This window comes from Microbulbifer sp. JSM ZJ756, from assembly GCF_044383805.1.
Classification (GTDB): domain Bacteria; phylum Pseudomonadota; class Gammaproteobacteria; order Pseudomonadales; family Cellvibrionaceae; genus Microbulbifer; species Microbulbifer zhoushanensis.
Genome location: NZ_JBISER010000002.1, coordinates 430,801 through 444,211, shown reverse-complemented (window position 1 = coordinate 444,211; position 13,411 = coordinate 430,801). Strand labels below are relative to the sequence as shown.

The following is a 13,411-nucleotide window of genomic DNA, read 5'->3' as shown; positions in this document are numbered from 1 at the left end:
ATGCGCGAAACCAGCAAAGAAAAAATCGTCATCGCTGGCGCCGGCCTGGTGGGTGCCATGGCCGCCTGCTTCCTGGGCCGCCGGGGCTTTGATGTGGAAGTCTATGAAAGCCGTGTGGACCTGCGCCGGCACGACATCTCTGCCGGCCGTTCCATCAACCTGGCACTTGCCAATCGCGGTATCTACCCGCTGGAGCAACTCGGGCTGATGGACAGGGTCCGGCAAATGATGATCCCGATGCGCGGCCGTATGATCCATGACCCCAGGGGCGAGCAGAACTTCCAGCCTTACGGGCAGACCGAGGAAGAAGTCATCTACTCGATTTCCCGGGGGGACCTGAACCACCTGCTACTGGACGCAGCGGAGGACACCGGGCATGTCAGGATCCACTTCTCACACAGGCTGGATTCCGTTGACTTCGACAACAACTGCGCTGTGTTTATTGACGATGAAAGCGGCTCTCCTGTCGAAGTAACCTTCTCGAGGCTGATCGGGGCGGATGGTGCTGGCTCAAAAGTCCGGCAGGCGCTGGTGGCTGCCCAGGATGGCAGCGACAGCCTGGAGCCCCTGGACCACAGCTACAAGGAACTGGAGATCCCCGCCGGAGCCGATGGTGGCTTCCTGATTGAAAAGCACGCGTTGCATATCTGGCCCCGCGGCGGCTTTATGCTGATCGCACTGCCGAATATGGATGGCAGCTTCACGGTGACCCTGTTCCTGCCCAATAAAGGCGAAGCCAGCTTTGCGGCCCTGCAGACGCAGGAGGACGTGTTCCAGTTCTTTGAAGAGTACTTCCCGGATGTGGATGCGCTGATGCCTGGGCTGGTGGATGACTTCTTTGCCAATCCCACCGGGAAGCTGGGGACCGTGCGCTGCAAACCCTGGCATATTGGCGACAAGGCGATCCTTATCGGCGATGCCGCCCATGCGATCGTCCCCTTCCATGGCCAGGGCATGAACTGTGGCTTTGAGGATTGCGTGGTACTGGACCAGTGTATAGAGCAACATTACGCCGACTGGAAGCAGGTGTTCAGTGAATATGACCGCCTGCGCGCACCCAATGGCGCGGCCATTGCAGACATGGCGCTGGAAAATTACGTGGAGATGCGGGATTCAGTAAACGACCCGCAGTTCCTGCTCAAGAAGGCGATTGGCTTCGAACTGCAGAAGCGCTGGCCGGAACAGTTTACCCCGCGCTATGGCATGGTCATGTTCCAGCGCATTCCCTACGCCGAGGCCCAGCGCCGCGGGGTAATCAACCAGCAGATCCTGGACACCCTGGCCTCTGGCATAGAATCCCTTGAGGAGGTGGACTGGTCGGAGGCGGCAGCACTGGTAAAAAAGCACTTCGGTTCAACCACTGCAACGGCCTGAATCGCACGGCTGGCTATAGCCCTGCCGCAATTGCCTGAGCATCGACAGCTAAAGACACCAGCTGACCGGCTGGAAGCACCGGCCTGCCTGCGGTGCCGTTTCCAGTCCCACGGCCTCCTCCCAACCCGGAGACCGAAACCCGCCTCTGCCTGATCTCTCCACCGCAAGATGACCAGCAAAGGGCCGGGTGCGCCCCATCCAGCGAATGGTCCTCACCCCCACTCCCCGATCTCACACCGGCTGGCTCCTCCGGGCCCTGCCCACACCAGACCTTATTGATATTGATTCTCACTTTCTTTACCATTGCCGCCACAGTACAACAGAACGGCCACTTTTATTGCACCGGCCATTCCACAACGCGTAAATCCCCGACCTTTCGACGCATCAAGGAACCGAAAATGCGCCACCTGAATACCACGCTCGCCCTGGCCATTGCCGCTGCCAGCTCTGCCACCTATGCCGCTGGAGACGGCGCCCGAATCGATGAGGAAGTAGTGGTTACCGCCAGCCGTACCGAGAAACCGCTGAGCAGTATCCCCAATACCGTCACCCTGATCGACGAGGCCGAACTGACCCGCGAGCTGGCTGCCACCAGTGACCTGTCCACCGTGCTGGGCAACCTGATCCCGAGCTTTTCCCCCAGCCGGCAGAAAATGACCAGCTCCGGTGAGAGCCTGCGCGGGCGCAAGCCGCTGTACCTGATCGATGGCGTGCCCCAGTCCAACCCGCTGCGCAACGGCGGGCGCGATGGACACACCATCGACCCGCTGATGCTGGAACGTGTGGAAGTCATCCACGGCGCCAATGCCATCCACGGTATGGGCGCATCCGGTGGCATCATCAACCTGGTCACCCGCACTCCCAGCGACGAGTTCCAGCAGAGCCTGCGCGTGGAATCCACCCTGCAGCCGGAAGACCTGGGCGAGACCGCAGGCTACGGCGGCAACTACAGCCTGTCGGGCAAGGTGGATGACGTGGACCTGCTGGCCAGCCTCAGCTATCGCGACACCGGCATCAGCTACGACGCCAATGGCGATATTGTCGGCTTTGACAACACCCAGGGCGACACCATGGACAGCCAGTCCATCAATGCCTTTATCAAGACCGGTTACAGCTGGGACGACCAGCGCCTGCAGCTGACCGCCAACCACTACAAGATCGAGGGTGACAACAACTGGGTCAGCGTCGATGGCGACATCAGTGCCGGCATTCCCACTACCGCAGTCGAGGGCCAGGTCCCGGGCGACGCCCCCTCCAACGACGTCACCACCGTCAACCTGCAGTACAGCAACGAGGAGATCTTCGGCCACAGGCTGCGTGCCCAGGTATTCTCCCAGGACTTTGCCGGCACGTACGGCGGCGGCACCTTCGGTACCTTCCAGGATCCGGCTTACGGTGATGAGGTTTTCGACCAGTCGCAGAACAACTCCGAGAAGCGGGGCCTCAAGCTGACCCTGCTGAAAGACCGGGTGGCCGGCGCACCGGTGAGCCTCGCCTACGGCGTGGACATGTTTGAAGACGAGACCTGGCAGCAGCTGGTGCAGACCGGCCGTGCCTGGGTACCGCCGACCCAGTACCGCAATATCGCCCCCTACGTTCAGGGCGAATTCACTGGCATCGAGCGGCTGACCGTTACCGCGGGCATCCGCCACGAGCGCTCCAAATTGGAGGTCGAAGACTTCACCACCCTCTTTTCCTACGGCAGCCAGCAGGTAGAGGGCGGCTCGCCGGAATTCAGTGAAACCCTGGGCAATATCGGCGCTACCTACGACATCAATGACGCCCTGCGCGCCTATGCCAATTATTCCGAGGGCTTCTCCATGCCCGACGTGGGCCGGGTGCTGCGCGGCATCAACCAGCCGGGCCAGAGCGTCGAGAGCTTCCTCGACCTGCAGCCGATCCTGACCCAGAACCGCGAGCTGGGCCTGGACTTCAGCAGCGAGCGCTTCGCCGCCCAGCTGGCCTACTATACGTCGGACTCCGATATCGGCCAGCGCCTGGCCCTGGGCGCGGACGGCGTATACAGCGTCAAGCGCGAGCTGACCGAGATCGACGGCGTGGAAGCCCGCGGCCAGTGGTTCGTGAGCGGCAGCGATACCCTGGAGCTGCGCTATGCCTACACCGAGGGCCGCTACGATTCGGACCAGGACGGCAGTGTGGATACCGACCTGGACGGCCGCAACATCGCGCCCAACCGCATCAACCTGAGCTGGGCCCGCAACTGGACCGACAACCTCTCTACCCGCCTGCAGGCCAACTGGCTGATGGACCGGGATTTTGAGAACGCCGACGGCGACGTCACCACCGAGTTTGACGGCTACGCAACCATCGATGCCAGTGCGCAGCTGCAGGCGCTGTCCGGCGAGTTCGCACTGGGGATCCAGAACCTGACCAACGAAGACTACTTTACCTACTACTCCCAGACCGCGGGCAACGATATCCGCAACTTCAAGGGCATGGGGCGCAGCGTAAACCTGTCTTACTCCCGGGTATTCTGATCCAACTCCCGTAAACCCGCCGCGCCGGCCATAACCGGCCGGGCGGGATAACCGAGTTCACCATGCGCAAAGCCCTGTTCACCCTGCACAAGTACGCCGGCCTGTTCCTGGGCCTGCTGCTGTCACTGATCAGCCTCACCGGCAGCCTGCTGGTGTTCGACCATGCGCTCGATGAACAGCTGGCGCCACACACCGTCACATTCAGGCCCAGTGAGGCGCCGGCCAGCTACGCGGATATTCTCGCCGCGGCCCGCGCCGCTGTGCCCGGTAATCCCGCCCCCAAGCGCCTGATGACCCCGCGACAATCCGGCAGTCCCTATGTCGTGCGCTTCCCGGGTGCAGAGGGCGCGCCGGGGCCCATCGAGGTCAGCGTATCCCCCACCGATGCCGAAGTTCTGGCCGTGCGGGGCTGGGGCACCCCCGGTTACACCATGACCTGGCTCTATCGGCTGCACTACACCCTGCTGTCCGGCAAGCAAGGCAAGACCGTGGTCGGGTTGATGGGGCTGTTACTGATGGTGTTCTGTATCACTGGTGCCGTGCTCTGGTGGCCGAAAAGGAGCCGCACCGGCGGCCGGCGCTGGGGCAAGGCGTTCAGCATCTCCCGCAGCGGCAACCGCTTCCGCTTCTACTTCGACGTGCACCGGGTATTCGGCATCTATTTCCTGCCGCTGTTGCTGGTCACCAGCTTCTCCGGCGTCACCCTGGTGTTCCCACAGCAGGTGCGGGCCGTGGTAAGTGCCGTGTTCCCCACCGAGCCCCTGGCTGCCCTGCCCGGCTCACACACAGACCGCGGCCAGCCGATTTCCCCGGACCGCGCCGCAGCAATCGCACAGGAGGAATTTCCCGGCGGTGTCCTGAAACGTATTTACCTGCCACAGGATGCGGCGGACAGCTACGGGGTTTCCTTCCGCGCTGCCGGCGAGGTGTGGCAAAACTATGGAGCCAGCTTCGCACGCGTGGACCAGTACAGTGGGGAGGTGTTGATGGTCGAGAATGTCACCACGATACCGCTCGGCAACAAAATCCTGCGCTGGCAGTTCCCGCTGCATAATGGCGATGCCCTCGGCCTGGCCGGCCGCTGGCTGGTGCTGCTGGCCGGACTGGTCCCGGGCCTGCTGTTCGGAACAGGGGCCTACCTCTGGTGGAAGAAGCGAGTCCTGAGGCGGGCAAAATCACGATCCCCGGAAAAGCCTGCCCGGGAAGGGAAGCAGGCAGCACAGACCGGGCTGCGATCGACACCGTAAAGGTATCCCCGGGTGATGCGAGTAACAGCTGCGCAACGCCATTCCGTGCCGGGAAGCCCGTCAGGGCCAGGCATTCCCATGTCTTGCAGGTTTGCTCCCCGCCTTCAGCAAGGGGGTATGGGCGCCTCCGCTTCCGGTCTGGATAACAGCTGCAGGACACTCCAGTGGATTACAAAAAAATGGGCGATGGCCGGTGATGCCAATCGCCCATTGACCGGGCTCGCCCAATAATCGCATTGGCCGTTGGGAAAACCGGGGGTTTACGCCAGCCCGAACCGCACTCGAAAACAGGCGGGCGCGGCCCCACTTTATTTGGCCCCGGGGCCTGTGGGCCAGGTACCTAGCGCACTACGGTAATCGGCGGTGAGGTCCAGGTCTCGAAGCCCGGATAGCTGACACCATCCCCACCCAGCTTGTCGAATTCCAGGCGGATGTAGTAAGTACCCTCAGGTGCGGGCGAACCGTCCTCCAGCACACCATCCCACTGTGCGAAATCAATGCCGGTGCCGGTACCACTGTTGCGCACCCAGTGCTCGAACAGCTCTGCCGGCCGGAGGCCGGTATAGCGGTCCTTGGCCCAGGCCACCGTGCGACCGCTTGTGTTGATCACCCGTGCACGGTATTTGCGCAGCATCGGGAAGCCCTGCGACAGCATGGTAAAGGCAACATCGTCATAAATACTGTCGTTGCTGAAATCCAGGGTTACTGAGGTGCTCTTGCCAATCGACCAGCCGCAGGCTCCCGGTGTGGAATCGCTGCAGCAGCGCGGGCGTGCGTAAGGCGGCAGGTCGCAATTGGGTACGTTACCCGGGCGAAGCGACGGGTTGTCGAGCCCCTGGTTAATATCAGTGAAGGTCGGGTTGATCGCCGGCAGGGCCTGGAAATCGCCCTTGATGCCCAGGTAGGGTACCCGCAGGATCCCATCACCATTTTCGGGAGTGAGCTCGATCCAGCCGGAGAGGATACTACCCTCGGCAACATCAACCGGCTGGCTGAAGCTCACCGAAAGTTTTGCCTCACCAGAGGCGGGCACCACGACACTGTCACTGGAAAACTCAACCGTAGCCGCCGATGTGCTGGGAACCCAGCGGAATGTCATCGGCGGGTTAACGGTCAGTGCAGAGCGATGTGACACACGATAGCTGATATCAGTATCACTCTTGTTTTCCACCGTTATGTCACGGGACAGGCACCTGCCCTCGAACTCGCCCAGGGAAAGCTTTGCCGGCTCCGCCTTAGTGCGGGCTCCCAGGGCAGCAATGGCATTCACCATGCCCGCGCCCTGCTGTGCCACCGGGTGCAGGCCCAGGTCCGGATCAACCGTGAAGTCGGCCGGCTCTGAAGTGCTGAGCAGGATATCGCGGACCTCATGGGCTTTCAGGCTGGGATTAGCAGAGCGCATCAGTGCTGCGATACCGGCCACATGCGGCGCTGCCATGGAGGTACCGTCCATCAACCCGTAATAACCGGCATAGCCGGGGATAGCGGAGAAGATGTACCCACCCGGGGCCATCACATCCGGCTTCATGTCGAGCTCATGGCTCGGGCCCCAGGCACTGAAGAAGGTGGTCTTGCCCGGGAATGTGGCCGGGTCCTCGAAGAAGTGACCCCAGCTGACACTGGCCCCCGGGCTCATGGAGGCCAGCTCGCTACCATCACCGGTACGCACTGCCACGGTGGGGATATCCAGTCGCTCAATGGTGCTGCTGAATTGCGAAGCGAAGCGATCCGGGTCCCAGGAATCCTGCCACCAGATGGCCGCTTCCGCACCCGCCTCGGCGTAGAGGTTGACCGCCATATATGGGCGGCAGCTCCAGTGGCCGCGCTTGAGCAGGACGATCTTGCCCTCGTAGGAGACATCCTCCGGGAGGGCCGCGCAGTTGGCAGTGCCTGCATCCACGACCTCGAACGTGCCCTTGCCGGGAACCGGCTGGCCCAGGTACATGGCACGGAAAGGCATGATTTCGCCATTGGAGGCCTTGAATGCCATTTCGGTGGCTTTGCTGTTATAGGCCGCTGCCACCGCAATCGCGCTCTTGGCAATTGCCGGGCTACCGGGCAGGAAGGGTCCGGCCAGGTTATTGCCGATCGCCACCACCGGTACGGTACCGCGTCTCAGCATGCGGTCTGTGGCCCGGGAGATCACGCCGTTCTGCAGCACTTCATAGCGGTTACTGCCCCAGCTCATATTCACCACGTCGCAACCGTCTTCCACCGCCTGCTCCATCGCAGCAAGCAACACATCCTCTGTCGCGCCGGGATTCTCGGTACCGAAAATGCGGTAGACCCGCAGCTTCGCATCCGGTGCAACCCCGACCATGATGTCGTCCTTGCCCGCCACGATACCGGCCACATGGGTACCGTGCATCTCAACGGAGGCGTAACGGTCGTCAAAGGGATCCGCGTCGTCGTCGGCAAAGTCATAGCCGCCGATCACCTTGTCATTCGGGAAGCCCGGGCCGCCGAATGCCGGGTGGTTGTAGTCGATACCGCTGTCGATCACGCCCACCACTACACCCTCGCCGGTAATCCCGGCAGAGTGGGCCTCGGGCACACCGGTCAGGTTGGTAACGGTCACGTTGTCTCGGGTGGTGCCCTCCGGCGCTTCTGCGGGCACCGGTGACTGCCCCCCCATCACCGAATAGATCGGGTGACTGGCAGAGACAGTGTCCAGTGCCTCCAGCGCGGCCAGGTCTTCGGGATCAATCTCGATCGACAGGCCGTTGAACAGCACATCGAAGTTCCGGCGTTCGGTGAACTCGATGCCTGCGGCGCGGGCCTGTGCGCGGAACTCGTCCTGCTCGACCGCCAGCTTACGCAGGTAGGCTGCCTCGCGGCTGGGGTTCACCTGCGCTTCGGACAGCGGCTTGCTGTTCAACTCCACAAAGCGCACCAGGCGGTCTCCACTGGTGACCGGTTGTACTGCCTCCGGTGCTGGATCCGCGTCAATCATGCCATCGTCCGCCATAGCGGGCTGGCCCGACAGCATGGCGAACGCCAGGGATGCCGACAGCCACGCCTGCCATCGACGACGGCGGGGGTTAGTTGGGAACATACTGGTTCTCCATCCTTATCTTTTACTTGTTGTCAGGACGCAACGGCCTGGCCCAAATTTCAGGCTGGCGCTGCCCTTCAGGATGGTAAGTTGGGGCTTCTGCGAAGCTCTATAGGGGAATCCCTGATCTGCGTGTAAACCAGAAATGCCGCACAAATACAGCCACAGGCCGGGCACGGGTTAAACAGCGACGGGCAGGGCCGGAATCCGGGCGGGCGAGCGGCAAGCACCAGTAGAGCTGCAGCCCGCGCCAGTGTACTTCGCCGGATATCCGCTGGCAGCGGCATCGGGCAGAAAGGAAACCATTGGTAATAACGGGTCTACACTTTTATTAATCTGCCACCCAGGGATCGGGTGCAGGAAGGAGAAGTCGAGGTATTCAGGCGCCGTGGCAGGATAATGCTTTATCCGGCAGTGTCACCGGCAGCCGGCCTCATTGCCACGGAAAGGATCAACGGGCAGTACCATGCCAGCGCAGTTAAAGTCCCGCCATACCCACGCACAGCTGATTACCCGGGCCTTACAGCAGTTACAAATACTGAGATTCTGGTTGCTGTCACTGGGGGCCATTACCCTGGCGCTGCTTATAGCGTTATCCGCGGCTTCAGAGTCAACCGGCATCCCCGTCGGCACATTCACCCGGGACCCCGCCGCAGTCCTCCAGGGGCATTTCTATGTGGGCATACTCTCCAATATCGGTATTGTGCTATGGAGTGCCTCGGCAACCATCTGCCTGTTTTCCGCCCTTTTACTGGGTATGAAAATCGGCAGAAGAGCGATTTGCCTGTTCCTGCTCACCTCCGGTCTGATTACCTCGCTGGTGATGCTGGATGACCTGTTCCTGTTTCATGAGGACATAGCCCCACACTTCCTCCATATGCGCGAGCGATATGTACTAATCGCCTACGCACTGATGATGCTGGCTTACCTGGCAAAGTTCCGTACAACCATTCTGGAGACTGATTTCGTCCCATTCGCGATCGCCCTGGGATTCTTTTTCCTGTCGGTATTTATCGACAAGAACTCCTTTGACTGGCTACCGGACCCGTACCTGCTGGAGGACGGCGCCAAGTTTGCCGGCATCGTTTTTTGGCTATTCTATTTCTCCCGGACAGCGTACCAGGGCCTGGCGGTCACCTGTGGCATACTGGCTGAAAACGAATCTCCGGAACAGTGGAAAGATGCGTCACTGCCGGGGCAGGCGCCGGAAGCCTGAACGCTTACCACGACTGCTCCGAAGCCATACCTGGCCAGGCGCTATCTACCCGCCCTTCCCGCCCGGGCCGGCGAAATACCAGATGATCAGGCCGATCACCGGCAAAATCAGCACCAACAATACCCATATAATCTTCTTGAGCGCGCCTGCCGGGCTCTGGAGGATTTTGATGATTGCGTAAATATCAGCAATAAGGATCAGGATCCCGAGTATCGCTTCCATAATTGCCTTCCCTTTATTTTCACATGTACTCGAATGGAGGAAAGCGAAAAGTATAGCCAAGGGCGGGTAGAGTGCAGGAACGCTTGCTACCAGGAGAAAAACTACAGGGCACCCGGGGCATACCACGCGTTCTGCGCCAGGGACCGGCAGCTCGCCCCGCGCAAGTACAACAGTCACGCAGCATACACGCTTGCACCAGCCAGTGGTCACCAGCGGGTTTCGTCCTCCACGAGAAAGCTCTTCGGACAAGACAGGGCCCGCCGCTTTGTAAGGATGGTTTTGCTGCCAGAATAAAACGTTTGTACAAAACTCCCCTGTTAGTATCGAGGGGAACTGAGCGAGGGCAGACAGTAAGGCAGCCGGGATGGCACTAGGCACCTGCTTTAAGGCATCAACGGTAGTGAGCCCCACCGATCACCCATCACCTTGCCAGAAGCGCCTTGCAGCTCTCCCCGCTCGGCTATTACAGCACTACTGCCCCTGCAGTGTCACGGCAGGCAGTGATTCCTGTCCCCTCCGGTCTTTATCGACCACACTATCACGGCATTATTATCCAAAGCACTCTTACCTCCCTATTATCAATTAATGGACTTCTGACAAATCAACATAATAGGGAGACAACCATTAACGACAGTAAATCACCTTCAGACAACCTCACAGATCCAGATAGTCTCTGGCAGCAGAAAGATACTCAAACAGAAAAAAACAAGAGAGCCGACTCGGTGCCGCCTTTCCGGAAAGCCCTGTTGAGCCTGAGAATTCACCACCCCGGGAAGCAGGCGACCCATAAATATAAAATGTCCAGGATAGAAAAGAACAGCAAATGCCTCTCCCCCAAACCGCACTTAGCTAAATATTATTGACTACCCCTACAAGCAAGGCTTCGCCTTGAAAACGGTAACAAGGTACTGCTGGCATTCCCGGTTTTAATCCTTTCCTACAACCACATCCTGCTTTCCTATTGAACCCGCGGCCACCACCCACAGGCGTTACCGACACACCATGCAGGGCATACGGTTTAATGCCTGTAGCCACGGGGCATATTGCTGCAACCACCACTATCCATATTCTCACGGGTCGCAATACGTATCTACAGGCCCCATAAAAACCAGTTTTGATGATTGGCCCGGCAAGGTTAATTACACGGACTTTCAGAAATGCAGGAAAAAGAAACCTTGTTAACCGAAAATATTTTGCAATTCACAGCCGTAGAAAATCCCCTGAAGAACATTCCCTGCAATTTTAATCCACACAACTGGTACACATCACCTGCAAGCAGGCATGGCACCGGCCACTCACGAAAGTGAAACCCTCCACCACCAGAATGATACCCAGTGCTCCATGTAATAAGACGTAAGAGGATTAAGCGCCAACATCAATTTCAACCATAGACAGGAACAATTTCCCACTGATAGGTTCATTTTTGATTCCCGCCAACCCAAGGTGGATATAATGTCGATAATGTTGTCCCCCGGTGTTCGCACCTTCGAGCATCCCTCTGGCCAGTCTGTAGCCCGCGGCGCAATTTCGAGCCGACTGCTTGCTATCGGCATGGCACGGAAGGGTCCCATTAATACACCTGTTGCGATTCGCAGTTTCGAGCAGTACGTCGCGCAGTTCGGCGATGACCTGGCTTACGGCGAGCTCGGCATTCAGATACGCCAGGCCTTTACTGCTGGCTTGGGCGATGCGGTAGTCGTCCGCACTGCCAATAATGCCGTTGCTGCACATCATGTGATCGAGAGCGAATTCGCCGGCCCCGGCAGCGAGGTGCTCCGCGTTGACGCGGTTGATGCCGGGGTTCTCGGCGATGCGATCCGGGTCGAAGTCGACTACGACACACCCGACCCGGAACTGACCTTCAACCTGACGCTCTGGCGGGAGACGGTGGACGACCAGGGCCGCCTGGGGCGGGCTGAAAGCGAAGCCTTCACCAACCTTTCCATGGACCCGCAGGCGCCCAACTTCGTCCAGCGCGTAGTGAATGGAAATTCCCGGCTGGTCCGTGTGACCACCGAGCACGCCCCGCCGGACCTCACGATTAATAATGAGGACCTGGTCTACAGCCAGTCCGGCTTTTACTTTGCCGATCTCAGTACTTTCCTGTCCGGCATCGGCAACGACCTGGGGATCATCGTCGAGATTGACGGGCGTGAGCAGGTACCGGTAACGCTGACCCAGCCAATCACCCTGGCCTCTATCCAGGAGGCAATCAACACCTCGCTGGGAGCCCGTGGTCTCTCGGCCCATGTACACGTGACTGCTCACGACAGCGGGCACGGTTCCTCCGCGCTGCGCATCGCAGTGGACAGCACAGATGGGACCCGTTCGATCCGCATCCTTCCTGCGGGGCATAACGACGGTACAGGAACCCTCGCGCTCGGCAGCCTGCAGGGCGGATTGGAGGTTGGCCTTTACTCCCAATACCGACCCGTGATGACCGGTGTTACGACGCGCCCTTTCGCTTCGGCGGACGACATTTCACCGCTCGAGGCACCGCTCAGTGTCGGGGCGGAGCCGTGGCCGGTTGATTTCGGGGATGGCACCACAGACGGCAGCCTCACGGGGCTGACCTGGGGTATCCCCAGCGCGACCAGCCCGATGGACGACGGGGACGGGGACAGCGACACACCACTCTCGCTGGCGAATTTTGCCAACAATCTCGATAGCCTGGTGGCAACATTGAATGCTGCCGACCCGCTAGGCAATACCTGGACGTTCAGCCGTATCGGTTACCGGGTCCGGGCCGTCCGCAACGACGGCATGTTAGCGCCCTCAGAAGCGGGAAGCTTTGATACCGGAGGCGCAATTGCCTACCTGGATTCAGCCGCGGCAATTCGCGCGGCGTTCAGCCTCGGACAGGCCGGTGGCGCGACTATGGGTAGCGACGGCCAGGCGCCGGTCCTCGCGGATTACCAGGCCGTGTTCCAGCGGGTTTCACGTGAAGTCGATATCTTCAATATGTTGATTCTGCCTCGCGGTCATGAACAGAGCGATGACCAGCGCGGCGGAATCTGGGGCGCAGCCAGCGCATTTTGCCGTGAACAGAACGCCCTTCTCATCATGGACCCGAGAAGTGACGAGAACGCCTGGTCGACGGTCGACGAGGTCACCGCAAAAGCCCAGCTTATCGACTTCAAGAGCGGCGTGATCCCCGAGGTAACCTGTGTCTTCTGGCCGCGGGTCAGGACGCCCTACGGGCGCACCCAGGTGCACATTGATCCTTCCGGCACCATGGCGGGCGTGATCGCCTCGACCATCGGGCGGCTCGGTGTGTGGAACGCCGCCGCAGGCCTCTCTGCACCGCTCGTCGGGGTTACAGGCCTCGAGTACCCGATGTCGGACGCCGACAACGGCGTTATCAATCCGCGTGGAATCAATGCACTGCGTGCGAAGTCGACCGGCAACGTCAGCTGGGGCGTTCGCACGCTGGCGGGTGATGATGCTTTCTCGAACCGGGACTTCGCCTACATTCCCGTCCGGATGACCACGGACTTTATCAAGAACTCTCTTCAGGCAGCGCTGCAGGAATTTGTTTTCAAACCCAATAACCGGGTTACCTGGGCGAATATCGAGATGATGTGCCGCGCCTTCATGCACGGACTCTATGAGAAAAAAGCGTTTCGCGGCGCGACTGTCGATGAAGCCTATAACGTGCGTTGTGATGAGACCACCACGTCCCCTACAGATATCGCGCTCGGCATCATGAACGTCTGGGTTTTCTTCGCACCCTTGTTCCCAGCTGAGTTTATTCACCTTCATGTTCAGCACAAGTTTGAGCAACCCTCATTTTAAGGAG

7 protein-coding genes are annotated in these 13,411 nt (G+C 60.0%); 5 read left to right on the top strand and 2 right to left on the bottom strand.

Features of this window, described 5'->3' with window-relative positions; genetic code table 11:
• From ACH6CX_RS05915 to ACH6CX_RS05905, 3 genes are all read left to right on the top strand, one after another.
• Positions 1 to 1,374: an NAD(P)/FAD-dependent oxidoreductase gene (locus ACH6CX_RS05915; RefSeq protein ID WP_237063665.1), complete on the top strand. Its 1,374-nt coding sequence runs from the start codon at positions 1 to 3 to the stop codon at positions 1,372 to 1,374.
• 398 nt (positions 1,375 to 1,772) lie between these two features.
• Positions 1,773 to 3,872, top strand: coding sequence for a TonB-dependent receptor (locus ACH6CX_RS05910; RefSeq protein WP_396675161.1), 2,100 nt, complete (start codon positions 1,773 to 1,775; stop codon positions 3,870 to 3,872).
• Between the two features lie 62 nt (positions 3,873 to 3,934).
• Positions 3,935 to 5,119, top strand: a complete 1,185-nt coding sequence (locus tag ACH6CX_RS05905; protein WP_334078572.1) for a PepSY-associated TM helix domain-containing protein — start codon at positions 3,935 to 3,937, stop codon at positions 5,117 to 5,119.
• 340 nt (positions 5,120 to 5,459) lie between these two features.
• On the opposite strand, the gene ACH6CX_RS05900 is transcribed toward ACH6CX_RS05905, so the two are convergent.
• Entirely contained in the window at positions 5,460 to 8,174 is a 2,715-nt protein-coding gene (locus tag ACH6CX_RS05900; RefSeq protein WP_396675159.1) for a S8 family serine peptidase, read from the bottom strand.
• Positions 8,175 to 8,640: 466 nt separating this feature from the next.
• Here ACH6CX_RS05900 and ACH6CX_RS05895 point away from each other — a divergent pair, with 466 nt between their 5' ends.
• Entirely contained in the window at positions 8,641 to 9,390 is a 750-nt protein-coding gene (locus ACH6CX_RS05895; RefSeq protein WP_232941868.1) for a hypothetical protein, read from the top strand.
• A gap of 45 nt (positions 9,391 to 9,435) precedes the next feature.
• On the opposite strand, the gene ACH6CX_RS05890 is transcribed toward ACH6CX_RS05895, so the two are convergent.
• Positions 9,436 to 9,612: a PLD nuclease N-terminal domain-containing protein gene (locus ACH6CX_RS05890; protein WP_232941866.1), complete on the bottom strand. Its 177-nt coding sequence runs from the start codon at positions 9,610 to 9,612 to the stop codon at positions 9,436 to 9,438.
• A gap of 1,452 nt (positions 9,613 to 11,064) precedes the next feature.
• Here ACH6CX_RS05890 and ACH6CX_RS05885 point away from each other — a divergent pair.
• The gene (locus ACH6CX_RS05885; protein ID WP_237063671.1) at positions 11,065 to 13,407 is read left to right on the top strand and encodes a phage tail sheath C-terminal domain-containing protein; all 2,343 of its coding nucleotides are present in this window, start codon (positions 11,065 to 11,067) and stop codon (positions 13,405 to 13,407) included.
• Positions 13,408 to 13,411 lie beyond the last annotated feature (4 nt).

Excerpts from the sequence above, each read along its gene's own strand:
- ACH6CX_RS05915 (WP_237063665.1), top strand. The coding sequence starts at position 1 with ATGCGCGAAACCAGCAAAGAAAAAATCGTCATCGCTGGCGCCGGCCTG.
- ACH6CX_RS05910 (WP_396675161.1), top strand. The coding sequence starts at position 1,773 with ATGCGCCACCTGAATACCACGCTCGCCCTGGCCATTGCCGCTGCCAGC.
- ACH6CX_RS05905 (WP_334078572.1), top strand. The coding sequence starts at position 3,935 with ATGCGCAAAGCCCTGTTCACCCTGCACAAGTACGCCGGCCTGTTCCTG.
- ACH6CX_RS05900 (WP_396675159.1), bottom strand. The coding sequence starts at position 8,174 with ATGTTCCCAACTAACCCCCGCCGTCGTCGATGGCAGGCGTGGCTGTCG.
- ACH6CX_RS05895 (WP_232941868.1), top strand. The coding sequence starts at position 8,641 with ATGCCAGCGCAGTTAAAGTCCCGCCATACCCACGCACAGCTGATTACC.
- ACH6CX_RS05890 (WP_232941866.1), bottom strand. The coding sequence starts at position 9,612 with ATGGAAGCGATACTCGGGATCCTGATCCTTATTGCTGATATTTACGCA.
- ACH6CX_RS05885 (WP_237063671.1), top strand. The coding sequence starts at position 11,065 with ATGTCGATAATGTTGTCCCCCGGTGTTCGCACCTTCGAGCATCCCTCT.